Genomic DNA, 26,880 nt, shown 5'->3' with positions numbered 1-26,880 from the left:
TTCACACGGACGCGGGCGCCAGCCACACCGTGGCCAGCGGCGGGAGCGTGAGCGCGATCCCCCCGTCCCGCGCCACGACCGGTGCGGCGTGGACGACGCCGCTGCCGCCGTAGCACTCGGCGTCGGTGTTGAGCAGCTCGCGCCAGGCGGGCACCCCGTCGGGCACGGAGAGCGGGTAGTCGTGACGCACGACCGGGGAGAAGTTGCTGACGGCGAGGAGCGGAGCGCCCTGGGCGTCGTGGCGCAGGAACGCGAAGACGTTGTCCTCGGCGGCGTCGCCGACCACCCACCGGAAACCGGCGGGATCGGTGTCCCGCTCCCACAGGGCGGGGGTCGCCCGGTACACCGTGTTGAGATCACGCACCAGGTCCCGCATCCCGCGGTGGTCACCGGCGGACGCGTACTGCGGGTCCAGCAGCCACCACTCGGGACCATCGGCCTCCGACCACTCCGCGCCCTGGGCGAACTCCTGGCCCATGAAGAGGAGCTGCTTGCCCGGGTGGGCCCACATGAAGCCCAGGTAGGCGCGGTGATTGGCGCGCCGCTGCCACCAGTCGCCGGGCATCTTGGAGACCAGCGCCTGCTTGCCGTGCACGACCTCGTCGTGGGAGATGGGCAGCACGTAGTTCTCGCTCCAGGCGTACACCATCGAGAAGGTCATCTCGTTGTGGTGGTACTTGCGGTGCACCGGCTCCTTGCCGATGTACTCCAGCGAGTCGTGCATCCAGCCCATGTTCCACTTCAGCCCGAACCCCAGACCGCCGCTGTCGGTCGGCCGGGTCACCCCTTCCCAGGCGGTGGACTCCTCGGCGATCGTCACGACCCCCGGGTTGCGGCGGTAGACCGTCGCGTTCATCTCCTGGAGGAACGCCATCGCGTCCAGGTCCTCCCGGCCGCCGAACACGTTGGGCGACCACTGGCCGGAGTCCCGCGAGTAGTCGAGGTAGAGCATGGAGGCGACGGCGTCCACGCGCAGCCCGTCGACGTGGAACTCCTCGCACCAGTAGGTGGCGTTCGCCACGAGGAAGTTGCGCACCTCGACGCGCCCGAAGTCGAACTCGTACGTTCCCCAGTCCGGATGCTCGGCCCGCCGCGAGTCGCCGGGCTCGTACAGCGGGTCCCCGTCGAAACGGCCCAGCGCCCAGTCGTCCTTGGGGAAGTGCGCCGGCACCCAGTCCACGATGACGCCGATCCCGGCCCGGTGCAGGGCGTCCACCAGGAACTTGAGGTCGTCGGGCGTGCCCAGGCGCGAGGCCGGCGCGTAGAACCCGGTGACCTGGTAGCCCCAGGAACCGGAGAACGGATGCTGGGCGACCGGCATGAACTCCACATGGGTGAAACCGAGTTCGCTGACGTACGGCGGAAGCTCCTCGGCGAGCTCGCGGTACGACAGACCCGGCCGCCAGGACGGCAGATGGACCTCGTACACGGAGAACGGCGCCACATGCACGGGGACATCGCCCCGGTGCGCCATCCACTCCCCGTCCGCCCACTCGTGGTGCGAGGCGTGCACGATCGACGCGGTGTCCGGCGGCACCTCCGCGCGCCGGGCCATCGGGTCGGCCTTGAGGAAGCGGTGGCCGTGGCGCGAGGTGATCTCGAACTTGTACCGGGCGCCCTCGCCGATCCCGGGCAGGAACAGCTCCCACACCCCCGACGAACCGAGGGATCGCATCGGGAAGGCGGTGCCGTCCCAGAAACAGAAGTCACCGGCGACGCGCACCCCCTGGGCGTTCGGCGCCCACACGGTGAACCGGGTGCCGAGCACCCCCTGGTGGGCCATGGGCTCGGCGCCGAGCGCCTTCCAGAGCTCCTCGTGCCGCCCCTCGCGGATGAGATGCAGATCGAGGTCGCCGAGGGCCGGCAGGAAACGGTAGGGGTCGTCCACCTTGTGCTCGGCGCCTTCGTACGACACCAGCAGCGTGTACGCGGGCACCGCGTCGAGCGGCAGGAGGACGGAGAAGAGACCGTCGCCCTCCGAGACCAGCGGGGTGGGGTCGCCCTCGATCACGACACTCACGGCGTCCGCGAAGGGCCGCAACGCCCGGAAGACGATCCCGCCCGGCGCCGGGTGCGCGCCCAGCAGGGCGTGCGGATCGTGGTGGGCGCCCGAGAGCAGGCGCCCGCGGTCGGCCGGATCGAGACCGGGCGCCGTGCGGGGGCGGGGGCCGGCCGACTCGGGCGGAGAGGTGTCACGCAGGGCCACAGGGGTCAGCCTCCTCGGACGGCGAGTCGTTCGATCGCCGCCATGGGTACGGGCAGCCAGTCGGGACGGTTACGGGCCTCGTACAGCACTTCGTACACGGCACGGTCCGTCTCGTAGGCACGCAGCAGGGCATGCTTCTTGCGGGGGTCCCAGCCCGCGCGGGCCGCGTAGCCGGCGCAGTAGGCCTCCCGGCAGCGGCGCGCCCACTCCGGCCGCCACGGGCGGCGCTGGCGGGCGGCGTAGTCGAACGAGCGCAGCATCCCGGCGATGTCCCGGACCGGGGAGTGGGCGCTGCGGCGCTCGGCCAGCGGGCGGGACGGCTCGCCCTCGAAGTCGATGACGAACCAGTCGCGCCCGGCGCGCAGGACCTGCCCGAGATGCAGGTCCCCGTGGATGCGCTGGGCGGGCGGGCCCGCGTCGCACACGGAGAGCGCGCCGAAGGCGGTAGTGAGGCCGGGGACGAACGGGCGCAGCGCCGGCACGTGGTGCGCGGCCGTCTCCAGCCGCTCGGTCATCGCCGCCGCCGTCCGGCCGTCCTCGGCGTCCGGACCGGCCGGCAGCGCGGCGGCCAGCGCGAGGTGGACGTCCGCCGTGGCCCGCCCCAGTTCCTCGGCCTCCGCCGTGAAGTCCTCCCCGCGGGCGAGGGCACGCAGCGCAAGAGTCCAGCCGTCCGACGCGTCGGGCAGGAACGGCTGGAGCACGCCGAGGGTCGCCTCCTGCGGATGCGTCGTGCGGAACCAGGCCACGGGCGCGGGCACCCGCCCGCACCCCTGCCCGGCCAGCGCGACGGGTACCTCCAGGTCGGGGTTCACCCCGGGCTGGATCCGCCGGAAGATCTTCAGGATGAACGCGTCCCCGTACACCAGGGAGGTGTTGGACTGCTCGGCCTCCAGCAGCCGTGGGGCGAGTCCGGCGGGCAGCGACACGGACGGATCGGACTCGAAGCACAGCGGTCCGAGCGTGCCGGGGTGCCGCATCCGCTCCAGGAGCAGATGCGCCGACCGGGGGTCCTGCAGCGCGTCGTGGACCGTCAGACCGGCCAGCGGCCCGTCCTCGACCCTGCCGATCAGTGCCCGTCCCAGGCGCGGCGACAGGTGCTCCTGGAGCCCGAGGAGCAACTGGTAGCAGTCGCCGGCCGGGGGCGTGCCCCCGGGAGTGGGCACGCCCGACTGATCGGCGTGCACGAGCAGATGCAGACAGCCCGGATACAGCTCGGTCATCGACAGCATGCGCAGGTCGGTGAGCGGCCGGTCCTTGCCGGCGAACCACCGCTGACGCGGCAGCCACTCGCACAGCAGCGCGGCGAGCGGCCCGACGGAGCGGACGCCGCTCGCGCTGCTCGGTCGCAGGGGTGCGGTCTTCGTCACGGTGACCCATCCTTTCCCCGGCGCTCGCTCACAGGCGGCGGCCGATCCGGGACGCGGCTCTGGTGAGCCGGAACCAATAGAAGCCGTGTCCCGCGAGGGTGAGCAGGTAGGGCAGTTCGCCGATGGCCGGAAAGCGGACTCCACCGAACAGCTCGACGGGATGGCGGCCGTCGAAGCGGCGCAGGTCCAGTTCCGTGGGCTGCGCGGACCGCGAGAAGTTGTGCACGCACAGCACGACGTCGTCCCCGCCGTCCCTGCCCACCGGCGCCACGCGCAGGAAGGCGAGGACCGCCGGGTTGGAGGACTGGAGTTCGGTGTAGGTGCCGAGGCCGAAGGCGGGGTTCTGCTTGCGGATCTCGATCATGCGCCGGGTCCAGTGCAGCAGCGAGGAGGGCGACGACATCGACGCCTCGACGTTGGTGACCTGGTACCCGTAGACCGGATCCATGATCACGGGAAGGGACAGGCGTCCGGGGTCGCAGGAGGAAAATCCTGCGTTGCGGTCCGGTGTCCACTGCATGGGGGTGCGGACGGCGTCGCGGTCGCCGAGCCAGATGTTGTCGCCCATGCCGATCTCGTCGCCGTAGTAGAGGATCGGCGAGCCGGGCAGGGAGAGCAGCAGGGCGGTGAAGAGCTCGATCTGGTTGCGGTCGTTGTCGAGGAGGGGTGCGAGCCGGCGGCGGATGCCGATGTTGGCGCGCATGCGCGGGTCTTTCGCGTATTCCGCGTACATGTAGTCGCGTTCCTCGTCGGTGACCATTTCGAGGGTGAGCTCGTCGTGGTTGCGCAGGAAGATGCCCCATTGGCAGCGGGAGGGGATCGCGGGGGTCTTCGCGAGGATTTCGGAGACGGGGTAGCGGGATTCCCGGCGGACCGCCATGAAGATGCGGGGCATGACGGGGAAGTGGAAGGCCATGTGGCATTCGTCGCCGCCGGAGGCGTAGTCGCCGAAGTAGTCGACGACGTCCTCGGGCCACTGGTTGGCCTCGGCGAGGATGACCGTGTCCGGGTAGTGGGCGTCGATCTCCTTGCGGACCCGCTTGAGGAACTCGTGGGTGGCCGGCAGGTTCTCGCAGTTGGTGCCCTCCTCGGCGTAGAGGTAGGGCACGGCGTCGAGGCGGAAGCCGTCGATGCCCAGGTCCAGCCAGAACCGCAGCGCGGCAAGGATCTCTTCCTGGACGGCCGGGTTCTCGTAGTTGAGGTCCGGCTGGTGGGAGAAGAAGCGGTGGAAGAAGTACTGCTTGCGGATGGGGTCGAAGGTCCAGTTGGAGACTTCGGTGTCGACGAAGATGATGCGGGCGTCGGCGTACTGTTTGTCGTCGTCGGCCCACATGTAGTAGTCGCCGTAGGGTCCGTCGGGGTCTTTCCTCGATTCCTGGAACCACGGGTGCTGGTCGCTGGTGTGGTTCATCACGAAGTCGATGATGACGCGCATGCCGCGTTGGTGGGCGGCGTCGACGAACTCGACGAAGTCGGCGAGGTCACCGAATTCGGGGAGGACGGCGGTGTAGTCGGATACGTCGTATCCGCCGTCCCGTAGGGGGGATTGGAAGAAGGGCGGCAGCCAGAGGCAGTCGACTCCCAGCCATTGCAGGTAGTCGAGTTTGGCGGTGATGCCTTTGAGGTCGCCGACGCCGTCACCGTTGCTGTCCTGGAAGGAGCGGACGAGGACCTCGTAGAACACGGCGCGTTTGAACCACTCGGGGTCGAGGTCCTTGGCGGGTGTGTCCTCGAAAGTGTCCGGGACAGGGGAGTTGACGGTCATGGCGGGCTGGGGCCTCCGATCGGCGGTGCGGGTCACCGGACGTGGAACACGTGGGCAGGTGTCCGGCCGGGCTCCAGGCGCACGTAGTTCGTCCTGCCCCAGGCGTACGTGTCGCCGGTCAGTTCGTCGTGCACGGACAGCGAGGCGCCGTCGTCCAGGCCGAGTTGCGGCATGTCCAACGACACCGTCGCCTCCTGGGTGTGGTGGGGGTCGAGGTTGACGACCACCAGAACCGTGTTCGAACCCGCGCGCTTGCTGTAGGCGATGACCGACGGGTTGTCGGTGCCGTGGAACCGGAGGTTCCGCAGCCAGTGCAGCGCCGGGTTCGCCCGCCGGATCTCGTTGAGCCGGGTCAGCAGCGGGGCGATGCTGCGGCCCTCCCGTTCGGCCGCCGCCCAGTCACGGGGCTTGAGCTGGTACTTCTCCGAATCGAGGTATTCCTCGCCGCCTTCCTCCAGCGCCGTGTTCTCGCAGAGTTCGTAGCCGCTGTAGACGCCCCAGGTCGGCGAGAGGGTCGCGGCCAGGACGGCGCGGATCTCGAAGGCGGGGCGGCCGCCCTGCTGGAGATAGGCGTGCAGGATGTCGGGGGTGTTGGCGAACAGATTGGGCCGCATGTAGGAGGCCGCGTCCCCCGAGAGCTCGGTGAGGTACTCGGTGAGCTCGTCCTTGGTGTTGCGCCAGGTGAAGTACGTGTACGACTGCTGGAAGCCGATCTGCGCCAGGGTGTGCATCATCGCGGGGCGGGTGAAGGCCTCGGCGAGGAAGATCACGTCGGGGTCGGTGCGGTTGACGTCCGCGATGACCCGCTCCCAGAACACGACCGGCTTGGTGTGCGGGTTGTCCACCCGGAAGATCCGCACCCCGTACGACATCCAGTGCCGCAGGACCCGCACGGTCTCGGCGACCAGGCCCTTCATGTCGGCGTCGAAGGCGATCGGGTAGATGTCCTGGTACTTCTTCGGCGGGTTCTCGGCGTAGGCGATGGTCCCGTCGGGCCGGTGATGGAACCACTCGCTGTGCTTGTGCACCCAGGGGTGGTCGGGGGAGCACTGCAGGGCGAAGTCGAGGGCGATCTCCAGGCCGAGCTCGCCCGCCCGCTCCACGAACCAGGCGAAGTCCTCGATGGTCCCCAGCTCCGGGTGGACGGCGTCGTGGCCGCCCTCCGGCGAGCCGATCGCCCACGGCACGCCGACATCCTCGGGGGCGGCGTTCAGCGCGTTGTTGCGGCCCTTGCGGAACGTCGTGCCGATGGGGTGGACGGGCGGGAGGTAGACGACGTCGAAGCCCATCGCGGCGATGGCGGGGAGCCTGCGCGCGGCGGTGCGGAAGGTGCCGTGCGGGCGCCCGGGGGTGCCCTCGGAGCGGGGGAAGAACTCGTACCAGGCGCCGTACAGGGCGCGTTCGCGCTCGACCAGCAGCGGCAGCGGCTCCGACGCGGTGACCAGCTCCCGCAGCGGATACCGGCCGAGCACGGCGTCGACCTCCGGCGTCAGCGCCGCCGCGTAGCGCTCGGCCACCGGAGCCGAGTCGTCGAGCAGCTTCTTCGCCGCGTCGCGCAGCAGGCTGCGCTCCGGTCCGCGCGGGGCCCGGGCGGCCGCCCGCTCGTAGAGCTGACCACCCTCCTCCAGGACCAGACCCGGGTCGATCCCGGCCGGGATCTTGATCTGCGCGTGGTGGCGCCAGGTGGCGATCGGGTCGCTCCAGGCCTCCACGGTGTAGGTCCAGCGGCCCATGGTCTCCAGGGTCACATCGGCTCCCCAGCGGTCGCTGCCGGGGGTGAGCTCGCGCATCGGCGTCCAGGGCGCGCGGCCGCCGTCCGGGTTCTTGAGGACCACGTTGGCGCCGATGGCGTCGTGGCCCTCGCGAAACACCGTCGCGGAGATCCGCACCGTCTCCCCGGTCACGGCTTTCGCCGGTCGCCTGCCGCACTCCACGCGCGGTTCGACGTCCCGCACCGGGATACGGCCGATCGCCCTGGTGGACTTCACCCTTGCACCTCCGCTGGCTCTCAAATGGCTTCGTCCGCCCGGTGTTGGGCGAACCGACTGCACCCGCGCGGAGCGCTACGTCTCCGCGGGCAGGCAGGGGAGCTGCCGTGCCGCGGAGAGCCGCGTGCCGGCGTTTCTCCGGTTCAGGCTCCAGCGCTCCCGGTGGAGGGCGTCCACACCGGCCCGCAGGTACTGCTCGGCGGCGTCCGCGGCCTCCCGCGCGCAGCGCTTGCCCATGAGCACGCACAAGGTGTAGCCGCAGTCCTCGAACGCGGCCCGCGCGGTGCGGTCGTCGGGATTCGTCAGCATGTCCCGCTCCCAGGCCCGGTAACTGCGCAAGGTCCTGGCGACTTCTGTCTTCGCTGGTTGCAGCATCGCGCTGTGCACCTTCCGGGAGTTCGGGCAAGAGGGAGGTCGCTCGAGGCGGCCGACAGACCCGTGGCGCGGAGGCGCGTAAGCGACCAGCCTCCCGTGGCCTTCACTTATGGTGCACGGCGCATCACCCAACGTCCTGTTGGATCTTGTTTGTGGTGTGCTCGTGTTGCACGAATGGCGTAGCAGCCCCACTGTGGTTGTGACTCTGGAGCGATTACCGCTCACGCTTCGTGTTGGACACCCGGCCCGTCGGGCCGCAGGAGTGAGAGCCTCGCCGGTGAGGAGCGAACGACGATGAAGACAGCAGTCCCCTGCTACTACCACCTCGATGTGGACGTCAGTCCGGAACGGGTCGGACAGGTCAGGCGCATCCTGGCCGCCCACCTGTCGTACTGGGACCTCGAGTCACACGTCGAGACCGTCTGCCGCGGCGCCGAGATGCTGCTGACCGCCATCGACGAACACGCCACGGACAAGCACACCTCGATCGAGATGTGGTGGAACGGGCAGCACCTGATCACCGCCATAGGGGGCAGCGACCGCCGACTGCGGCCCGACCAGGACCTGCGCGCCTGCCTGGAGCGCATCGCCGTCATGAGCGACGGCTGGGGCTGCTGCGCCACCGGCACCGGAAGCAACGTCATCTGGTTCTCCCAGCGGGCCCGGTCCGGCGAGCGCGTCCCGCTCGTGCCGACCGGGCCGGTGCCGAGCCTGCGCGAGGTGCGCCAGGTACCCCGCGAACTGCCGGTGGCGGCCCTGGCCGCTCCGGCGGACGAGGCGCACGGCGTCCTGGAGGCCGCCCTGTGACCTCACGGCCGCACCGGAAGGACCGCAAGGACCGCGAGAACCGGACGGACCGGATGGACCGGAGTGCCGGGGTGCCCGCCTGGAGCGGGCACCCCTTCCCGCTGGGCGCCGACTTCGACGGGCAGGGCACGAACTTCGCGCTGTTCAGCGAGGTCGCCGAACGGGTCGACCTGGTACTCGTCGACGACGACGGCACCACCCGAGGGGTCCCGCTGACCGAGGTCGACGGCTTCGTCTGGCACGCCTACCTGCCCGGGATCGGTCCCGGTCAGCGTTACGGCTTCCGGGTGCACGGGCCGTGGAATCCCGGCTCCGGGCACCGGTGCAACCCGGCGAAGCTGCTCCTCGACCCCTACGCCCGTGCCGTCGACGGCCAGATCGACAACCACGCCTCCCTCTTCGAGCGGGCCGGCGACCGCCCCGACCCGGCGGACAGCGCCGGGCACACCCTGCTGGGCGTGGTCACCGACGCCGCCTTCGACTGGGGGGACGACCAGCCGCCCCGGCGCCCTTACGCCGACACGGTGATCTACGAGGCCCATGTCCGCGGTCTGACCCGCACCCATCCCGAGGTCCCGCCCGCCCTGCGCGGCACCTACGCCGGTCTCGCGCACCCCGCGGTGACCGAGCACCTGACCTCGCTGGGCGTGACGGCGATCGAGCTGATGCCCGTGCATCAGTACGTGCAGGACGGCGTGCTGACGGACCGGGGCCTGTCCAACTACTGGGGCTACAACACCATCGGCTTCTTCGCCCCGCACAACGCCTACGCCGCCCACGGCACCCGCGGGGAGCAGGTCACCGAGTTCAAGTCCATGGTGAAGGCGCTGCACGCGGCCGGCCTGGAAGTGATCCTCGACGTCGTGTACAACCACACCGCCGAGGGCAACGAGAGGGGCCCCACCCTCTCCTTCCGCGGCATCGACAACGCCTCCTACTACCGGCTCGTGGACGGCGACTGGGCGCACTACTACGACACCACGGGGACCGGCAACAGCCTGCTCATGCGGCACCCGTACGTCCTCCAGCTGATCATGGACTCACTGCGGTACTGGGTGACGGAGATGCATGTCGACGGCTTCCGCTTCGACCTCGCGGCCACCCTCGCCCGCCAGTTCCACGAGGTGGACCGGCTGTCCGCGTTCTTCGACCTCATCCAGCAGGATCCCGTGATCAGCCGCGTCAAGCTCATCGCGGAGCCCTGGGACGTCGGTGAGGGCGGCTACCAGGTGGGCAACTTCCCGCCGCTGTGGTCGGAGTGGAACGGCCCCTATCGCGACGCGGTACGGGACTTCTGGCGTGCGGAACCCGGTTCACTCGCGGAGTTCGCCTCCCGGCTGACCGGCTCCTCCGACCTGTACGGCCACAGCAGGCGACGCCCGCGCGCCAGCGTCAACTTCGTCACCGCGCACGACGGCTTCACCCTGCGTGACCTCGTCTCGTACAACGACAAGCACAACGAGGCGAACGGCGAGGACAACCAGGACGGCGAGAGCACCAACCGCTCCTGGAACTGCGGGGCCGAGGGGCCCACCGAGCGAGGGGCGGTCCTGGCGCTGCGGGCCCGGCAGCAGCGCAACCTGTTCGCCACGCTGCTGCTGTCGCAGGGCATCCCGATGATCAGCCACGGCGACGAACTGGGCCGCACCCAGGGCGGCAACAACAACGCCTACTGCCAGGACAGCGAAGTCTCGTGGGTGGACTGGCGGTTGACCGACGAGCAGCGGGGCCTCGCGGACTTCTGCCGGCGTCTCGTCGCCCTGCGCTCCGCCCACCCCGTGCTGCGCCGGCGACGCTTCTTCCGGGGCGAGACCGTCAGGCACGCCAAGCAGCCGCTGCCCGATCTCGTCTGGCTGCGGCCGGACGCGCGCGAGATGACGGACCGCGACTGGCACCGCGACGACGCGCACAGCGTCGGTGTCTTCCTCAACGGCGACGCCATCGCCGAACCCGACCCCCGCGGCCGGCCGGTCGTCGACGACTCGTTCCTGCTGCTGTTCAACAGCTACTGGGAACCCGTCGTCTTCCGGCTGCCCGACGCCGCGTACGGCGAGCGCTGGACGGTGTGCGCCGACACGGCGGAGCCCGCCGGGGGTCCGGACGAGACGGAGTACAAGGCGGGCGTGGAAGTGACGCTGGAAGCCCGCAGCCTGATCGTGCTGGCCCGGCCCCCGCGCCGCCGTTCGGCCTGAGACCGGGCCGCTCAGCGCTGCCGACGCGAGGTCACCGTGAACTGGGCGCCGTCCGGGTCGCGCAGCACGGCCTCGTGATCGGTCTCGATCAGCACGCTGCCGCCGTGCTTCTCGGCCGCCCGCGCACACGCCGTCACGTCCGCGACGGCGAAGTGGACCTGCCAGTGCGGACGGATCGTCGGGTCGGGCGCCGCCTCCAGCGCGCCCGACTCGATCCGGGCGACGACATCACCCCGGCTGCGCAGCACGACCTCGCCGCCCTCGTAGTGGACCTCGACGCAGCCGGGGCGGTCCGTGGCCCAGTCGAGGATCTCGCCGTAGAAGATGGCGGAGTCGAAGGCGTCGCGGGTGTGGAGCCTGATGAAGGCGGGCGCGTCCTGCCGCCAGGCCTCCCAGTTGCCGATCAGCTCGCCCTCCCAGACACCGAAGGTCGCGCCGTCCCGGTCGGCCAGCAGGGCCGCACGGCCCGGCGGCAGCGAGATGGGGCCCACGGCCACGGTTCCGCCGCGCTCCCTGGTCCGGGACGCGGCCTCGTCCGCGGCGGGTACGGCGAAGTAGGGCGTCCAGGCGACCGCCATCTGCCACATCGCGGCGACGGCCGCCACCCCGGCGACCGGGACGCTGCCGACCAGCGCGGTGCGGAAATGGTCGCCGAGGACGCCCCTGCGCCACTCCCAGCCCAGTACGGCCGCGTAGAAGTCCTGCGTGGCGTCCAGGTCGCGGCTGGTCAGGCTCACCCAGCAGGGCGCGCCGAACACGGAGTGCGTGGAGACGGCTCCCCGGGCACCGGGGGCGGATGTCGGGCGATGGTTCATGGCACTCGTGTTCCTGGTCTCTCGTCCGGCGGGCGGGCTGCCACCAGTGTCCGGCCGGAACCGTCCCGGGCGCCTGCCGAGCGACCCGGTGGCACGATGGAGCGGTGGCACGAGTACCGCAGGGAACGAGTGACGAAACGGCCCGGATCCTCGCGCTCCAGGAAGAGGTCGGCCAGCTCAAGGAGGCGATCGCCTCCCACGCCGTGGTCGATCAGGCGATCGGCGTGGTGGTCGCCCTGGGGCGGATGACGCCCGAGGAAGGCTGGCTCGTGCTGAGAGAGGTCTCCCAGCACACCAACATCAAACTGCGCAACGTCGCCGAGCTGATCCTCGTATGGGGGCGGCTGGGAGAGATGCCCGAGCAGATCCGCGCGGAACTCGAGGACCTCCTGGACCGGCACGGCCCGACCCAGGTCCCCGGCGCGCCCCCGTTGGAGTGACGCCGGCCGGCGGTCAGTCCGCCTCGGCGGCGATTTCCTCGCGCAGTCGCGCGAAGCAGCTGCTGAGCAGGCGGGAGACATGCATCTGCGAGATGCCCAGCTGCTCCGCGATCCGGCTCTGCGTCATCCCCGCGAAGAACCGCATGTACAGGATCGTCCGCTCGCGCTCCGGCAGGGCCCGCAGACAGGGAGCCACCGCCACCCGGTCGACCACGGCGTCATAGCCGGGATCGGGGTCCCCGAGGGCGTCCTCGAGCGCGTAGCCGTCGGTGCCGGGCAGCTCGGCCTCCAGCGACAGCGCGGAGAAGCATTCCAGCGCCTCGGCGCCGGTGCGCACCTCGTCCTCGGTCAGCTGCGCGTACGCGGCGATCTCGGCGACGGTGGGCGGGCGCCCCGGAGTCGTCTGCGACAGCTCCTTCGTGGCGTTCCGGACCCGGTTGCGCAGGTCCTGGACCCGGCGCGGTACGTGCAGCGTCCACATGTGGTCGCGGAAATGCCGCTTGATCTCACCGGTGATCGTCGGTACCGCGTACGCCTCGAAGGCACGGCCACGGTCCGGATCGTAGTGATCGACGGCCTTGACGAGTCCGAGGGCGGCGACCTGGTAGAGGTCCTCCAGATTCTCGCCGCGACCCCGGAAGCGGACGGCTATCCGCTCGGCCATGGGCAGCCACAGCCGGACCAGCTCGTCCTTGAGCGCCTGACGCTCCGGCCCGTCGGGCAGACCGACGAGCCTCACGAAGGACTCGCCGGTGTCCGGCGCGTCGTCGTGCGGGTGCTGCTTGGTTCTGACGGTGCTACGCATCACGCGCGCCTTCCTCAGAAGGGTGCCGATGAGGAATCGGTCGGAACACCGCGGGAATCGCGCACTCGGGCTGACGGGAGGTACCCGGGACCGGCCGCTCGGCGGAATCCCACGGACGTGCCTCCTGTCCGAAGCACTTTGCTCGATTTTCCCCGCATTCGACCGTATTGAAACCAGCTGGAACTATTTAAGCCGCTTCGTCCCTACTCTCTCATCTCGCGCCGCGCGCTTCTCGTCCCGGCCTCTCGCTCTTGACTCTCCTTTGGGTGGATCACCTCTGACACAGAGGTAATCTCGGCCGCATGGATCAGGAGCGGCGGGATCAGGAACGGCGGGACCGGGAGACGTTCCCGGAAGAGCTCGCCGACGCACTCGTCGGCGTCCAGCGGCTGCTCAGGCGGCGACTGCGGGCCGGCCTGAAGGTTCCGCGGCTGCGCGGCGCCGAGGTCGAGCTGCTGCGCCTGATCGAGACGCGGCCCGGCATCGGGGTCTCGGAGGCGGCCAAGGAGCTCTACCTGGCGGGCAACTCCGTCTCGACCCTCGTCAACCAGCTGGTCAAGGACGGCTACCTGGTCCGCGAGACCGACCCCGCCGACCGGCGCGTCGCCCGGCTGCTGCTCACCGAGGCGGCCGAGGAAAGGCTGCGGGCGTGGCGGGAGCGGCGCGCCGCGCTCGTCGGCCGGCACGTCGCGCGCCTCGACGCGGCCGACCGGGAGGCCCTGCGCGCGGCGCTGCCCGCCCTGCGCGCGCTCGCCGTCACCCTGCACGAGGAGGCCGGGGAATCATGACGACCGACAGCGCCACGGACGCCGTCGCCTGCACGGGGCTCGCCCACGCCTTCGGTGACACGAAGGCGGTCGACGGGCTCGACCTGACCGTCCGGGAGGGCGAGGTCTTCGGCCTGCTCGGGCCCAACGGCGCCGGCAAGACCACCGCCATCCGCTGCATCACGACCCTGCTGCCGGTCCCGTCCGGCATGGTGCGCGTCTTCGGGCACGACGCGGCCGGCGACCGCATGGCCGTACGGAGGCTGCTCGGGTACGTCCCGCAGCAGCTGTCCGCCGACTCCGGACTCACCGGCCGGGAGAACGTCTCGCTGTTCGCCCGGGTCTTCGACGTGCCCCGGCGCGAGCGTGCCGAACGCGTCGACCAGGCGCTGGGCGCCGTCGGCCTCACGGAGGCCGCCGACCGGCTCGCCGGCACCTACTCCGGCGGCATGGTCCGGCGACTCGAACTCGCCCAGGCGCTGGTCAGCGCACCCCGCCTGCTGATTCTCGACGAGCCGACGATCGGTCTCGACCCGATCGCCCGAACGGGTGTCTGGGAGCACATCACCGTCCGCGAGGCCACCGGCATGACCGTCCTGGTGACCACGCACTACATGGACGAGGCCGACCAGTACTGCGACCGGGTCGGCCTGATGCACCACGGCCGGATCCGCGCCCTGGGCACCCCCGCCGAGCTCCGGCAGGGGCTCGGGGAACGCCGACGCGCCGAGGGCGCGCCGGCCACGGCCCCGCTGCCGACCCTGGAGGACGTCTTCCGGGAGGTCGCCGGCAGCGGCCTCGACGAGCAGGCAGGAGATTTCCGCGATGTCCGAAGCACCCGCCGTACCGCTCGGCGCGTCGGCTGACCGCGCCCGTCCGCAGAACATCGATCTGCTGCTGCGGCCGCCCCGGCCCCGGGTCGGCCGGCGGCTGCTGCCGGCCCGGGTCGCCGCCCTGTGCGCCGTCGAACTGCAGAAGCTGCGCCACGACCGCACCGAGCTGTACACCCGGGCGGTCCAGCCCGCCCTGTGGCTGCTGATCTTCGGTCAGACCTTCACCCGCATCAAGGCGATCCCGACCGACGGCATCCCCTACATCGACTATCTGGCGCCCGGCATCATCGCCCAGTCCGCGATGTTCATCGCTATCTTCTACGGCATCCAGATCATCTGGGAGCGGGACGCGGGCGTCCTCGACAAACTGCTCGTCACGCCGACTCCGCGCTCCGCGCTGATCACCGGCAAGGCGTTCGCGGCCGGGGTGAAGTCGGTGATCCAGGCGGTCGTCGTGGTCGTCATCGCCGCCCTCCTCGGCGTCGCCCTGACCTGGAACCCGCTCAAGCTGCTCGGGGTCGCCGCGATCGTCGTCCTCGGCTCGGCCTTCTTCTCCTGCCTGTCGATGACCATCGCCGGCATCGTCCTCAGCCGCGACCGTCTCATGGGCTTCGGCCAGGCGATCACCATGCCGCTCTTCTTCGGCTCCAACGCGCTCTACCCGGTCGCCATCATGCCGGGCTGGCTCCAGGCCGTCAGCAAGGTCAACCCCCTCAGCTATGAGGTGGACGCGCTGCGGGGGCTGCTCCTCGGCACACCCGCGCACCTCGCCCTCGACTTCGGGGTGCTGATCGTGGCCGCCGCTCTCGGCATCGCCGCGGCCTCCTCGCTCCTGGGCCGGCTGGCCCGGTGATCACGTCCGGGAACGTGATGTGCGGCACGCCCGCGGCAAGGCCTTGGGCGGGCTGTCGGCGGATTCTGCCTGCGCACGGCTTGATCAGCGATCAAAGGGGATGAATTCCCTGGCCACAGCGCATTCTGCTCATTTGACAGTGCGATCGGCGCACGGATAGGAAGCAGCCGGTAGAAGTCGAGAGGTGGACTGTGTACGAGCCGAACGTGGTCGGGGACTGGCAGGAGTACGACGAGCATGCCGGTCTGCGGGTCCGCGTCCACCGTCTGGAGCAGAGTGAGCCGCCCAGGGGACGCGACGACGCAGCCGAGGGGCTCACGTACTTCTGCCTGCGGGTGACCGTCGAGAACCGGGGCGGCAACCACTCCACGATCCACCTCGAGGACGGCCAGATCGACGTACGGCTCGGGGCCGAGGGCGAGAGCGCGTTCATCGACTGGCGCAACTCGCAGTTCATCGAGGGCTTCGACGTCTATCCCCTGCGCCGGGCCACCGCCGTGCTGTACGGGGCGGGCCCCGAGACCTCGCTCGCCCAGGTGGACGTGCAGATCCAGCTGCGGGTCGACGACGACTGGGCGGACCGCCGGCTGTGGACGGGCGGCATCGGCCTGGACGAGGGATCCGGCGGGGCCCCGGCCGGCGCGGGCCGCGACAGCCTGGCCCGTCAGGTCAGCAACTTCCTTCGGGACCAGGCCGAAGAGGGCAGCGCCTGAGGGTGCCGCCCCCTCCCGCGGGTCGCGAGTCGGCGGGGTCTGCGCACGGTCAGTGCGGGATGCCGTCGATGATCTCGCGCGCGCCCTGACGCAGCAGCGACACCGCCACCGACGTGCCGAGCGTCGCCGGGTCGAGCCGGCCCGCCCATTCGTGCGCGTTCAGCCGGGTCTTCCCGTCCGGGGTGAACACGCAGGCCCGCAAGGACAGTTCGCCGCTGCGGTCCACCCGCGCGAAGCCGGCGATCGGGCTGTTGCAGTGCCCCTGGAGCACATGCAGGAACATGCGCTCCGCCGTGGCCTCCCGATGGGTGGCCGGATCGCCCAGCCCACTGACGACGTCGATGACGTCGGTGTCGCCCTCGCGGCATTGCAGGGCGAGGATGCCGGCGCCGATCGGCGGCATCATCGTCTCAGGCGACAACACCTCGCTGATCACGTCCTGCCGCTCGATGCGCTCCAGGCCGGACACGGCGAGCAGCAGTGCGTCCGCCTCACCCGCCGCCAGCTTCTCCAGCCGCCGGTTGGCGTTGCCGCGGAACGGCACGCACTGCAGGTGGGGATGGGTGGCGGCGAGCTGGGCGACCCTGCGCACCGAGGAGGTGCCGATACGGGTACCGGCCGGGAGCTCGTCCAGGGTGCGGCCACCCGGGTGCACAAGGGCGTCGCGGATGTCGTCCCGCTTCAGGAACGCGGCGAACACCGTGCCCGCGGGCAGCGGCCGGTCCGCCGGCACGTCCTTGACGCAGTGCACCGCGAGGTCCGCCGCACCCGCCAGCAGCGCCGCGTCGACCTCCTTGGTGAAGGCGCCCTTGCCCTCGACCTGCGACAGGTCGCCCATCCACTTGTCGCCGGTCGTCCTCACGGGGACGACCTCGGTGCGCAGACCGGGATGCAGGGCGGCCAACTCCGCACGCACGCGCTCTACTTGGGCCAGTGCCATGGGCGAGTCACGGGAGACGATACGGATCATTTCCGGAACGGACATGCGGGACACGATAGTCCCTCGCGGCCCGTGACCCGTGCCGCTGCCGGGTTTCGGCCATGGGCGGGCGGCCCGTCGACGGCAGGCGCCTGGGCGCGCGGACGAGTGCGGGCGACCGCGTCCTCGCCGTCAGGACGTCACGTCGAGGACGAAGCGCCGCTTGTCGGTGCCGAGAGCGCCGAGCCGGGCGTAGAAGCGGATCGCCCCCTCGTTCCAGGCGGGGGTCTGCCACTGGACCTCGCTCATGCCCAGGCTCCGGGCCTGCGCGGCCACGGCCCCCATCAGCAGCGCGCCCAGACCCAGCCCGCGGTGGCCGGGGGTGAGGAACAGACAGTCCATGTGGAGGTACTCGCGGCCCTCCCAGGTGGAGATCTCGGGCGCGCACGTCGCGTAGCCGACGACCTCGCCGTCGGGCAGTGCGGCGACCAGGCAGTACAGCCGGGGCGTCGGGGTGTCGAAGAGGAGCCCGGCCAGCCGCTTCGCGAGGTCGGGCACGGGCGGGGCGGCACGCTCGTACTCCGCGTGCTGCGCGGCGAGTTCGACGACGCGCGGCAGATCGGACCGCTCGGCGTGCCGGACCCGTGCTGCGGCGCTCACCTTGCGGCGACCTTCGGCGTGTCCAACCGCCTTGCGGTCAGGGCGTGGTGATCGTCGGCGAGGGCCGGCAGCTCCTTCGCCGGCACGGCCGGCGGCAGTTCGTCGTGAAGATCCATCCGGACATCATGGGGGCGTGCGTGCGCCGCCGTCCACGGCCGGGGAGCGCACACTCCCGGCCGCGGACGGCGGGCGGGGCTCACGCGGCGGGATCGAAGGCGATCCCGGACGGTTTCGCCGAGGAGAGGTGGTTGGCGAAGTTGGCGTCCTTCAGGCCGAAGTTGGCGCTGCCGAAGTTGTAGGCGCTCAACTTGTCCCGCAGGCCCGCCGGGTATCCGTTCCAGCCGACCAGCGGCGGGTACTGCCAGGTGCCCTCGTGGTTCTCCGGCGGTTCGTCGTTGGAGTTCGCCAGCCGGAAGCAGTGCGTGCTGATGCCGTCCTTGTGGTACACGACCTTGGCGTGCGAGCCGTCGAATCGGACGCCGGAGGCCGCGGTCACCGTGAACGAGCCGTGGTTGGACGTCGAGACGTACTGGACCTGGCCGTTCTGCACCCAGACCACCACGTGCTCCCAGTCGTGCCGGTGCCCGCCGATGCTGCTCCCCGCTATGGCCTGGTCCTTCTCGAAGTAGAGGCCGTACAGATACGCGCACCAGCCGTTGTTGCACTTGTAGCGCGAGTAACTGTTGGTGTTGTCCAGGTCGGAGGCGTCCCGGCAGTTGCCGTTGAGGGCGCCGGTCGGGTTCAGCCCGCCGTTGATCGTGCCGTCCGGGCCGATGGCGGGGGTCGAGTAGCAGCCGTCCGTGTCGTAGTCGAACGCGGGCTGATACGTGAGTTCGGCGGCTTCGGCGTTGGACGGCAGAGCCGTCGGCGGGGCGGCGAAGGCCGCCGACGGGAAGGCGACGACGAGGGCGGCGGCACCGGCGAACCCGGTGAGCCACCTCCTGCCGTGGGACGTGAACTTCGATGACGACACTGCGTCCTCCTCAGGGTTCGGGCGCAGCCGAACGGCTGTGTGGGGAGAGGGGGTTGAAAAGCAGCTCAGCTTCCCGGGTTTTCCCTCCCGCGCCAAGGGGGCGCAGGCGTATCAGTGGTGAAGCACAGCCCAATATTTGGCTGCTGGGGCCGGGTCAGGCGGAAATGTCCGGCAGATCCGCCGCCGACTCCTCGGGCGTCAGGTCCGGCCGCAGCCGGAGCCAGGACGGCTGACGCAGCAGCCCCGCCCGGGTCCGCGTGCTGTACCGGACCTCGCCGACCAGCCGGGGCACCACCCACCGCGCGCCCGGCGCCTGCGGGACGGCGTCGAAGGGGCACTGGTCGGTGGCGGCGGCCCCCAGGAGGGCCGCGAGTTCGACCCGTTCGGCCTCGCTCCAGCCGGTGCCCACACCGCCGACGTAGCGCAGTCCGGTCGCGGCCCGCTGCCCCACCAGGACGGCGCCGGGCAGCCCGGTCAGCCGCCCCTTGCCCGGCAGCCACCCGCCGACCAGGACGTCAGCGACCCGCATGTTCCGGATCTTGATCCAGGCGCGGGAACGCACCCCCGGTTCGTACACCGAGTCCAGACGCTTGCAGACCAGCCCTTCCAGGCCGTGGGCGCGGGTCGCCTCCAGGGCCTCCCGTCCGTGTCCGACCAGGGCCCTCGGCGTCGACCAGGACGGCCCCTCCAGCGCCAGCGCCTCCAGCCGGGCCCTGCGCCGCGTGTACGACAGCGGGACGAGGGACTGCCCGCCGAGATGCAGCACGTCGAACAGGACGAGATGCACGGGTGCCGTCGCCGCCAGCCGAGCGGCCCTGCCGGGCGCCCGGACCAGACCCATCCGGGACTGGAGCAACTGGAAGTCGGCCCGGCCCCGGCCGTCCAGGGCGAGGATCTCGCCGTCCAGCACGGCAGGCGTGGCGCCGAGGGCTGCCGCCAGCGGCCGCAGCTCGGGATAGGCGCCGGTGATGTCCTCCCCGGAACGGGCGCGCAGGGTGAGGCTCCCGTCGCCGACGAGGTACACCACCGCCCGCTGCCCGTCCTGCTTGGTCTCGTAGGCCCAGCGCGCGTCCTGGGAGGTGGGGGGCAGCCGGCCCGACGTGGCCAGCATGGGGGCGATGAGAGGGAGTGTCACGGGTGAGTTGTGGACGCGGCCGGGCCGAAACACGCGGAAGTGGCCCCGGTTTCGCCTGAACGGCGCTGCGCCGGTGGCGCGCTCGGTCGTCGCCGGGCAGGCGGCGACCCGGTCCTGCGGAGCAAGGGCGGGACGGACGCCGCCCCAGCTGCCGGGACGGTGGAGGTGCTCCGGCGCCCGCACCGGCCCCGGCCGCTGCGCGATGACGGCGGGCGGATGCGGTCACGGGCGCCGCGCGAAGAGAGCCGGCCGGGTGTGGTCCCGGTCGCCGGCTCCGGTCATGGCGCTCCGCGCCTGCGTCGGTGCCGCAGGTCGCAGACGGGAGGGCCGATCCCCGTCGGCGTCGGCGTCGGCGTCGGGGTCACCGTCGGGGTCGCCCTCGGCATCGGGTCGCCGTCGGGGTCGGGATCGGCGTCGGGGTCGGCCCCCGCGCGGCGCGGCGCGGTACGGGCCGTCGTGCCGGTCGTGGTGAGGGACGGCCGGGGCGCCCCTCACCACACGCACGGCAGCTCCACCTCGATCACCGTCGGCCCGCCCACCGGGCTCGTCACCCGCACCCTCCCGTCGAGCGCGGCGACCCGGCGCCGCATGCCCAGCAGACCGGACCCGGCGCTCTCGTCGACGCCGCCGCACCCCTCGTCGCGCACCCGCACGCTCAGCCCGGTGCGGGAGCGGGCCAGCACGACCTCGGCCCGGCCCGCCCCGCTGTGCTTGGCGGCGTTGGTCAGCGCCTCGGCGATCACGAAATAGGCGGCCGCCTCCACCGCGGCCGGCGCCCGGGGCCCGTCCGGAAGCCCCTCCGTGCGCACGGTCACCCCGAGTGCGCTGCTGCCCGCCAACGCCCGTACGGCCCCGTCCAGTCCCCGGTCGGTGAGGATCGGCGGATGGATGCCGCGTACGACGTGCCGCAGTTCGGTCAGAGCCTCCTCGGCCTGGTCCTGCGCGTCGGAGAGCAGCTCCCGCGCGGTGCCGGGGTCGGTCCCGTACGCCCGCTGGGCCAGGCCGATCCGCATCGACAGGGCGACCAGTCGCGCCTGGGCGCCGTCGTGCAGGTCCCGTTCGATCCGGCGCAGTTCGGCGCCGTGCGCGGCGACCGCGTCGGCCCGGGTCGCGGTGAGCTGCTCGACCCGCCTGGCCAGCAGCGCCTTGGGGGAGGGGCTGAGCAGCGCGGCCGACCAGTCCGCCTCCAGGTCGGCGAGCCGGACGAGCAACGGCAGGAGCAGCGGCTCGCGGTCCAGCAGCGCGCGCCGCACACCGTCGACGAGGAGGCCCACCGGCCACAGCGGCAGCATGAGCACCGTCAGCCAGCCGTAGGCGTAGTAGGCCCCCATCCAGCGCAGATCGGTCAGGGTGCCGGGGTCCGCGACGGCCGTCCGCAGCCGCTCGCGCAGCGGGCCGTCGATCGTTCGGTAGGCCTCCGGTATCTCCCGGCCGGTCCAGGACGCCGTCGACCGCCGCTTGGCCCCGGCGATCCGGCGGATCAGGAGCACGGTCTCGGGCAGCATCCAGATCCCGACCCCCGTGACCGCACCGGTGGCGGCTATCAGCAGGACGGTCAGGAAGAGGTACGACCCGAAGGCCATCGCGGCGGCCAGGAAGAGATGGACCGTGGCCCGAGCCGCCTGTGGCAGGGTCGCGCGCATGGAGCGCCGTTCCTCTCGTGAGGAGAAGCGGGGAAGGGGGCGGTGGGGCAGAGCGACGCGGGGGGCCGTCCGATGGACACGACCGGCTGCCCGGCGGGCCCGCGTGCGGAGGTCCTGGAGCCCGTCCGGCGGACCGGGGCGGACGAGAGCCGCGGCACCGGAGCAGTGGGGCCCGGCGGGCCCGGCCCCACGCCCGCGGCACGACGCCCCGGACCCGGCCTAGTCGTCCAGCGTGACGACGACCTTCTCCGCCGCGCCCGGTGTCAGGGCCAGTCCGAAGGCACGGTCGGCCTCGGCGAACGGGACGCGGTGACTGATGAGCCGGGCGAACCGCTCCTGGTGCTCGACCAGTTCCGGCGTCACCTCGAAGATCTCGGTCGGGTAGCCCTGGGAGGCGATGAGGGTGAGCTCGCTGCGGAGCATGCCGCCGAGGTCGATCTCGCCCTTCTTCTGCACGGCCACCATGACCAGCTTCGCGTGCCACTTCGCCGACCGCACCACGGTGTCGAAGACGGCCGGGGCGCCGGCCGCGTCGATGAAGACGTCGGTGCCCGGCCGGGGCTGGCCGAGGGCGTTGGCGCTCTGCCCGTGCAGTTCGGTGAGCCGCGCGGCCACGTCCTCCCCGGCCGAGTCGATGACGGCGTCCGCCCCGACGGCCAGTGCCTTCTCCAGCCGGGAGGGGATGACGTCGACGACCACCACGTGCTCCGCACCGCGCAGCTTCAGCCAGATCGCGGCGCCCAGACCGATCGGCCCGGCCCCGAACACGACGACCTTGTCGCCCGGCCCCGACCCGGAGCGGTTGACGGCGTGCCGGGACACGGCCATCGGCTCGTTGAGCGAGGCCACGTCGAACGGCACGGTGGCGGGGAAGACGGCGACGCTCCTTCCGACCTCGGCGTTCTCGATCAGCAGGTACTCGCTCATCGCGCCCAGTTTCCCGCCGCAGCCGATGATGCCGGTGGGGGCGTCCTGCGGGTTCACGACCACGCGGTCGCCCGCTCTCAGGCCCGACACCTCGGCGCCGACCTCCACGACCTCACCGGCCGGCTCGTGGCCGAGCGGCACGGGGATCAGCTCGCCGCCCAGGTGGGCGCGGGCGGGCATGCCGCCCATGCGCAGGAAGGTGACGTCGGTGCCGCAGATCCCGCAGGCGCGGATCCGCACGAGCGCGTCCCTGGGACCGGGCACCGGTCGCTCGACGTCCACGACCTCGATCTTGCCGACCGCGCCGGTCCGGACGGACTTCATCGTGCTCATGAGGGTGGCCTCTCGTGCTGGAGAACTCGGTTGTTCGGGACTGGTGTCGCCGGGCTCGGGGGAAGTCCTGACGGGGTCGGGGAAGGGGCACCGCGACGGTGGTGGTGAGCACGCCGCCGGCGTGCGTGGGTGGGTGGAGCCGTCCGCAGCCCGGCAGCCGGATGAAGCGTCGGCCGCCGGGCCCCGGAGCAACGCCGATCCCCGTCCCCACGGGTTCGGCGGCCGGTGGCCGCCTCCGCTCGGGGCGGGCACCGGATTGCTTGAGTCAGGCAAGCATGAATGGATTACTTAAGTCAAGCAAGTGATGAGATTTACTTGCGTTAGGCAATCAAAAGGGTAGGGTGAAAGCATGTCCCACCCGCAGCCCCCGCCCGTCTCGTGGTCGCGGGACCGCATCCTCGCCCGGGGCGCCGGCCCGGGCGCCCGCGCCGGCAGCCCGACCGGACCGCCACGGCGGGCGTGCCGATCCATCGCGCCACCGTGGCGATGCTGCGCAGGATCGCCGAGATCAGCGGGGCGCGGTCCAGATCAGTGTGTGGGACAGCAGCATCACGCTGCCGTCGGTCCAGGGGAGCCGACCCGGAACGGATCGGTCAGCATGGCCTGGAGATCGTGATGGCGGTATGCCAGAGCTTCTGTGTTCACCGGGAGCGTTCACCGTCACCGACCCCGCCACAGGCGAAGAGTGCGAGGTCGACATCCTCAAGGAGAAACTCCGGCGTCCCGTCGCGCAGAGCCGCTACGGTCCTGTCCTCGCGGAGGAGGATGTGATCGGCACCGAAGTCCGTGCGCTCGGCGACCGCGAAGCCCTCGCGAGCTGATCGACGTGTTCCCGGCCTCCCAGCGCTGGAACACCGCAGAGCTCGAGGAATTCGGCCGACGCCACGCCCGTGGGCGCTTCGACCGCGAGGACCTCCAGGCCAACCTTGCGGGTGCCGACTGGACCGACGATCAAGCATTCGCTGCCTACGGTCTCGACCCGACCACCATCACCGCCCTGCGCCGCTGGGCAGTGGCATGGGCCGGCGATCTCGCCGTCCGCATCCTTGAGGAAGCCGACGACCCGGAGCTCGACTGGGACCCGCGAAGGCCGAGGAACGTTGCCGCGTCCGAGCTGGCCCGTACCTGAGCCGGATCTCGCCCCGACTGGCCGCCGACAGGTGCCGGTAGCCGGCTTGTCCTTCCCGCGCGGTGAGGCGCTGCTGCCTCGATCAGAGCAGAAGCGGCGACCGTGTCAGCTCATCGTCTGCACCGATCGCGCCCGGACAAACGTCTTCTCCCGAACCCGGCCTTACCAGCCCCTGCCCGCGGCGGCGTGGAACTGACCGTCGGCGAGACAGCCGAGCGGTGCGCGCTGAAACCGTCGACCGCCTCAGAACACCTCAGCCTCCTGCGCCGCGGCGACCTGGTCCTCCCCGGGAAAGTGATCTCTCCGCCACCCGTATGGATGTCCTGGTGGTGGGGCCGGGAGTGTGCGTGTAGCGTCGGTGGCAGCTGTCATGGTTCCGAAGTACCGGTCGTCCGTGAACATTCATGGGCGATTTTTCTGTTTTCTCTGAGGACCAGGGCGATCACCTCCGGTTCCGCACGGTGCGGGACCGATTCCTAGTCCCCTTGGAGGACGACATGGCCACCGGAACCGTGAAGTGGTTCAACGCGGAAAAGGGCTTCGGCTTCATCGAGCAGGATGGCGGAGGCCCCGATGTCTTCGCTCACTACTCCAACATCGCCAGCTCTGGCTTCCGTGAGCTCCAGGAAGGCCAGAAGGTGAACTTCGACGTCACCCAGGGCCAGAAGGGCCCCCAGGCGGAGAACATCACGCCCGCCTGAGCTTGCAGCTCGACGGCGCCCGCCCCGCGATGCTCGCCGGGCGGGTGCCGCGCGCACCGGAGCATGGCAATGGCTCTGGCCGCGCTCCGGCGAGCCGCCCGGCACGAGCGTGCTCGAGTGCCGCCTCGTCGTGGTCCTGGGACAGGATTCCTGCGGTGCCGTCGCCGCCAGGGCCGCCGTCGAGGAGGGACTGCCCGCCACCGGATACGTCCGCGACGTCGCGAACGCGTCACCCCCAGCGTCCTGGCCGCCTGCACGGCCGGCCCTACCTGGGGCGACATGATCGACACGCACATACAGCACACCGTGGACCTGCTCCTGGACCGCTCCCGCGGCCTGGCGGACCAAGTCACCTTTGGCCACACCATCGTAGAGACGTTGCTTATCCGCCAGACCCGTTCACGCACTCCGGCACGGGCGGTGCGCAGCGCGGCCAGGACCCGCTTGCCGCCCGAGGCCAGCTGTCCGACCAGGCGAGAGACCGTCGGGTCGGAGGCCACCGGCCCGAACACGGCCGGCTCAGCCCGCAACAGGGCCACGTCGGCTGGGCGGTGCCCGCCCAGCGCGAGGGCAAGCGCCACATCGAGCTCGTCGCCACGTATGCGGACGGACCGTTGGCGGCGTCCCGGCCATCACACGCCATGAGTACGGCAGAGGCACCGCCTGGTACATCGCCACCCACCCGGACCCCACCCACCCGGACCCCACCACCCTGGCCGCCGTCCTGGAGCGCATCTGCCAGGAGGCGGGCGAGCGCCCGGAGCGCGAGGTTCCGGCCGGCGTCGAGGTGGTGAGGCGGCGCGGCACGGATGCCGGCTACCTCTTCCTGATCGACCACGCCGGCCGCGGTGCCGAGATCCCCGCCGACGAGGTCGAACTCCTCACCGGAAGACCGGTCGTGGGCTCGGTCACCGTCCCCGAGGGTGGTGTCGCTGTCGTTCGCGAGCCGGTGGCCGAACCGAGTGGTGAGTGAGGTGCGTGGGGGTTCCGTCCGTTTGACGGTCACGATGCGGTCACGGCCGCCCGTGGTATGGACTGGGGCACCTGTGATCGTCTCGGCTTTGCTGCCCAACAGCGGAGCAGAGGGGTCACCCCTTCGTCGAGTTCGCGACTGGAGCATTCGCGACGGCCGCGTCCGCGAGTGGACGCCGGGAAACAAACTCACTTCCGTGAACACATAACGTCATGATCTGCATTTATTGTTACTTTTCATGGATTGATACTCGGCGTGGTGATTCTCTTGCTGGTAGGCGGGGCGGTGGAAGGAAATGCGGTCGTGAGTGGTGGGCAGAGTGGACTTCCCCGGTTGCTGACGGCAGCGGAGACGGCCGCGCCGGTGGATGCGGTGGACGTGATCGCGGAGGACCTGCGGCGGCGTTTCGAGGCTACGAAGGTCTCTTTCCTCATCGTGGACCTGACGGGGCAGGCGGTGGCGCGGCTGTCGACCGCCCCAGCGGAGGACGGGCGGGAGGTGGAGCGGATCCCCTTGTTCGGCAGCGTCTACGAGGAGGTGATCCGTACACAGCGGCTGTATCAGGAGGCGACCGGTCAGGGGCAGCGGCTGATCGTGCCGGTCACCAACCGGGGGGATGCGATCGGGCTGCTGGAGCTGCTCCTGCCTGCCGCACCTGGCGAGGACGTCCTAGATGAGGTCGGGGAAGCCGCCCATGTCCTGGCCTACATCGTGATCGCCAATGGGCGTTTCACCGACTTCTACACCTGGGGGAAACGCTCCAGGCCGCCCACCCTGGCGGCAGAGATCCAGTACCAGCTGCTCCCCCTGTCATTGTCGTGCGAGGCCGCGCAGTTCACACTGTGCGGGAGCCTGGAGCCGTCCGAAGACCTCAGCGGGGACACCTTCGACTACACCCTGGACCGGGACGCGCTGCACGTGTCGGTGACCGATCCCATGGGCCATGACATCGACGCCGCACTGGCCGCCACAGTCTTGGTGAGTGCCCTGCGCGGCGCCCGCCGGGCCGGAGCCGGCCTGGCCGAACAGGCCCACCGCGCCGACCAGGCCCTGGTCGAGCACGGCGAAGGGCACGCCACGGGGCAACTGCTGCGCATCAATCTCCGCACCGGGCGGGCCCAGCTCGTCAACGCGGGACACCCCTGGCCGCTGCGGATGCGTGAGGGCGCTGTGGAGGTGATTACCTGCGAGGTGGACCATCCCTTCGGGCTGTCCGAGTTCGCGACCTTCCCCTACCGCGTTCAGGACCTCGATCTGCGCCCCGGTGACCGTCTGCTCCTGTTCACCGACGGCATGGTCGAACGGCATGGGGAGAGGGTCGACCTGCGCGCCTTGCTGGAGCGCACCCGGGGCCTGCACCCGCGGGAGACCGCGTTGATGCTGACGTCCGCAGTCCGTGACGCTGCAGGCGGCCGGCTCGAAGACGATGCCACCGTGATGTGCCTGGACTGGCACGGTCCCCAGGAGACCCAACGACACGTCAGCTCCGGCGCGGATGCCCAACAAGCCTCAGCCGGCCGCACAAAGCAGCAGCCGTGACCACAGTGTCATCTGGCCAGTG

General features: G+C 71.1%; 24 protein-coding genes and 3 pseudogenes. 13 read left to right on the top strand and 14 right to left on the bottom strand.

The window, feature by feature from the left end; genetic code table 11:
- Position 1: 1 nt before the first annotated feature.
- The 5 genes from glgB to QF030_RS05725 form a co-directional block, all read right to left on the bottom strand.
- On the bottom strand, positions 2–2,206 hold the full coding sequence (gene glgB, locus QF030_RS05745) for a 1,4-alpha-glucan branching enzyme (protein ID WP_307161550.1): 2,205 nt from the start codon (positions 2,204–2,206) through the stop codon (positions 2–4).
- Positions 2,207–2,211: 5 nt separating this feature from the next.
- On the bottom strand, positions 2,212–3,573 hold the full coding sequence (locus tag QF030_RS05740; protein ID WP_307161549.1) for a maltokinase N-terminal cap-like domain-containing protein: 1,362 nt from the start codon (positions 3,571–3,573) through the stop codon (positions 2,212–2,214).
- A 28-nt stretch (positions 3,574–3,601) separates the two neighbouring features.
- Positions 3,602–5,338 carry a maltose alpha-D-glucosyltransferase gene (treS, locus tag QF030_RS05735; RefSeq protein ID WP_307161548.1) on the bottom strand — a complete coding sequence of 579 codons (1,737 nt, stop codon included), beginning with the start codon at positions 5,336–5,338 and terminating at the stop codon, positions 3,602–3,604.
- A 32-nt stretch (positions 5,339–5,370) separates the two neighbouring features.
- A complete protein-coding gene (locus QF030_RS05730; protein ID WP_307161547.1) occupies positions 5,371–7,326 on the bottom strand; it encodes an alpha-1,4-glucan--maltose-1-phosphate maltosyltransferase in 1,956 nt (651 codons plus the stop codon).
- A 75-nt stretch (positions 7,327–7,401) separates the two neighbouring features.
- Positions 7,402–7,701 (bottom strand): DUF5133 domain-containing protein, encoded by a 300-nt coding sequence (locus QF030_RS05725; RefSeq protein WP_307161546.1) that lies wholly within the window; start codon positions 7,699–7,701, stop codon positions 7,402–7,404.
- Positions 7,702–7,995: 294 nt separating this feature from the next.
- Between QF030_RS05725 and QF030_RS05720 the strand changes: the two genes are divergently transcribed.
- Positions 7,996–8,508, top strand: coding sequence for a pep a2 (locus QF030_RS05720; protein ID WP_307161545.1), 513 nt, complete (start codon positions 7,996–7,998; stop codon positions 8,506–8,508).
- 53 nt (positions 8,509–8,561) lie between these two features.
- Positions 8,562–10,700, top strand: coding sequence for a glycogen debranching protein GlgX (glgX, locus tag QF030_RS05715; RefSeq protein ID WP_307167480.1), 2,139 nt, complete (start codon positions 8,562–8,564; stop codon positions 10,698–10,700).
- An 11-nt stretch (positions 10,701–10,711) separates the two neighbouring features.
- Here the strand turns inward: glgX and QF030_RS05710 are convergent, their stop codons facing one another.
- The gene (locus tag QF030_RS05710; RefSeq protein ID WP_307161544.1) at positions 10,712–11,515 is read right to left on the bottom strand and encodes a VOC family protein; all 804 of its coding nucleotides are present in this window, start codon (positions 11,513–11,515) and stop codon (positions 10,712–10,714) included.
- A 104-nt stretch (positions 11,516–11,619) separates the two neighbouring features.
- Here QF030_RS05710 and QF030_RS05705 point away from each other — a divergent pair, with 104 nt between their 5' ends.
- Positions 11,620–11,955: an ANTAR domain-containing protein gene (locus QF030_RS05705; RefSeq protein WP_307161543.1), complete on the top strand. Its 336-nt coding sequence runs from the start codon at positions 11,620–11,622 to the stop codon at positions 11,953–11,955.
- Between the two features lie 13 nt (positions 11,956–11,968).
- Here QF030_RS05705 and QF030_RS05700 read toward each other — a convergent pair whose 3' ends face one another.
- Positions 11,969–12,760, bottom strand: a complete 792-nt coding sequence (locus QF030_RS05700) for an RNA polymerase sigma factor SigF (RefSeq protein ID WP_307161542.1) — start codon at positions 12,758–12,760, stop codon at positions 11,969–11,971.
- Positions 12,761–13,062: 302 nt separating this feature from the next.
- On the opposite strand from QF030_RS05700, the gene QF030_RS05695 reads away from it, so the two are divergent.
- From QF030_RS05695 to QF030_RS05680, 4 genes are all read left to right on the top strand, one after another.
- A complete protein-coding gene (locus tag QF030_RS05695; protein ID WP_307161541.1) occupies positions 13,063–13,548 on the top strand; it encodes a MarR family winged helix-turn-helix transcriptional regulator in 486 nt (161 codons plus the stop codon).
- Positions 13,545–14,393, top strand: a complete 849-nt coding sequence (locus tag QF030_RS05690; protein ID WP_307161540.1) for an ABC transporter ATP-binding protein — start codon at positions 13,545–13,547, stop codon at positions 14,391–14,393. The genes QF030_RS05695 and QF030_RS05690 overlap by 4 nt, the downstream gene beginning before the upstream one ends.
- Positions 14,353–15,213, top strand: coding sequence for an ABC transporter permease (locus QF030_RS05685; protein WP_307161539.1), 861 nt, complete (start codon positions 14,353–14,355; stop codon positions 15,211–15,213). The genes QF030_RS05690 and QF030_RS05685 overlap by 41 nt, the downstream gene beginning before the upstream one ends.
- 191 nt (positions 15,214–15,404) lie before the next feature.
- Positions 15,405–15,926, top strand: a complete 522-nt coding sequence (locus QF030_RS05680) for a hypothetical protein (protein WP_307161538.1) — start codon at positions 15,405–15,407, stop codon at positions 15,924–15,926.
- Between the two features lie 49 nt (positions 15,927–15,975).
- Here the strand turns inward: QF030_RS05680 and hemC are convergent, their stop codons facing one another.
- From hemC to QF030_RS05650, 6 genes are all read right to left on the bottom strand, one after another.
- The gene (gene hemC / locus QF030_RS05675; protein ID WP_307161537.1) at positions 15,976–16,911 is read right to left on the bottom strand and encodes a hydroxymethylbilane synthase; all 936 of its coding nucleotides are present in this window, start codon (positions 16,909–16,911) and stop codon (positions 15,976–15,978) included.
- A 126-nt stretch (positions 16,912–17,037) separates the two neighbouring features.
- Positions 17,038–17,505 carry a GNAT family N-acetyltransferase gene (locus tag QF030_RS05670; protein WP_307161536.1) on the bottom strand — a complete coding sequence of 156 codons (468 nt, stop codon included), beginning with the start codon at positions 17,503–17,505 and terminating at the stop codon, positions 17,038–17,040.
- 196 nt (positions 17,506–17,701) lie between these two features.
- Positions 17,702–18,478, bottom strand: coding sequence for an NPP1 family protein (locus tag QF030_RS05665; RefSeq protein ID WP_307161535.1), 777 nt, complete (start codon positions 18,476–18,478; stop codon positions 17,702–17,704).
- A 154-nt stretch (positions 18,479–18,632) separates the two neighbouring features.
- Positions 18,633–19,613: an ATP-dependent DNA ligase gene (locus tag QF030_RS05660; protein ID WP_307161534.1), complete on the bottom strand. Its 981-nt coding sequence runs from the start codon at positions 19,611–19,613 to the stop codon at positions 18,633–18,635.
- Between the two features lie 491 nt (positions 19,614–20,104).
- Entirely contained in the window at positions 20,105–21,256 is a 1,152-nt protein-coding gene (locus QF030_RS05655) for a sensor histidine kinase (RefSeq protein ID WP_307161533.1), read from the bottom strand.
- Positions 21,257–21,475: 219 nt separating this feature from the next.
- Positions 21,476–22,516, bottom strand: a complete 1,041-nt coding sequence (locus tag QF030_RS05650; protein WP_307161532.1) for a zinc-dependent alcohol dehydrogenase — start codon at positions 22,514–22,516, stop codon at positions 21,476–21,478.
- A 521-nt stretch (positions 22,517–23,037) separates the two neighbouring features.
- Between QF030_RS05650 and QF030_RS05645 the strand changes: the two are divergent.
- From QF030_RS05645 to QF030_RS05635, 4 genes and pseudogenes are all read left to right on the top strand, one after another.
- Positions 23,038–23,287 (top strand): annotated as a pseudogene (locus QF030_RS05645) (hypothetical protein); the annotation flags it as partial.
- A pseudogene (locus tag QF030_RS05640) lies at positions 23,170–23,645 on the top strand (hypothetical protein); the annotation flags it as partial. The pseudogenes QF030_RS05645 and QF030_RS05640, both read left to right, overlap by 118 nt.
- Before the next feature lie 102 nt (positions 23,646–23,747).
- Positions 23,748–24,125 (top strand): helix-turn-helix domain-containing protein, encoded by a 378-nt coding sequence (locus QF030_RS40535; protein ID WP_373428738.1) that lies wholly within the window; start codon positions 23,748–23,750, stop codon positions 24,123–24,125.
- A 17-nt stretch (positions 24,126–24,142) separates the two neighbouring features.
- Positions 24,143–24,346, top strand: a complete 204-nt coding sequence (locus QF030_RS05635; RefSeq protein WP_215030177.1) for a cold-shock protein — start codon at positions 24,143–24,145, stop codon at positions 24,344–24,346.
- A 389-nt stretch (positions 24,347–24,735) separates the two neighbouring features.
- On the opposite strand, the pseudogene QF030_RS05625 reads toward QF030_RS05635, so the two are convergent.
- A pseudogene (locus QF030_RS05625) lies at positions 24,736–24,930 on the bottom strand (IS1380 family transposase); the annotation flags it as partial.
- Positions 24,931–25,136: 206 nt separating this feature from the next.
- On the opposite strand from QF030_RS05625, the gene QF030_RS05620 reads away from it, so the two are divergent.
- Both QF030_RS05620 and QF030_RS05615 read left to right on the top strand, forming a co-directional pair.
- Positions 25,137–25,319, top strand: a complete 183-nt coding sequence (locus QF030_RS05620; RefSeq protein ID WP_307161531.1) for a Beta-galactosidase C-terminal domain — start codon at positions 25,137–25,139, stop codon at positions 25,317–25,319.
- Between the two features lie 363 nt (positions 25,320–25,682).
- Positions 25,683–26,858: a PP2C family protein-serine/threonine phosphatase gene (locus tag QF030_RS05615; RefSeq protein ID WP_307167479.1), complete on the top strand. Its 1,176-nt coding sequence runs from the start codon at positions 25,683–25,685 to the stop codon at positions 26,856–26,858.
- The last annotated feature ends 22 nt before the right edge of the window (positions 26,859–26,880 follow it).

Source organism: Streptomyces rishiriensis, from assembly GCF_030815485.1.
Lineage (GTDB): Bacteria > Actinomycetota > Actinomycetes > Streptomycetales > Streptomycetaceae > Streptomyces > Streptomyces rishiriensis_A.
This window is presented reverse-complemented; position numbering and strand designations above follow the sequence as displayed.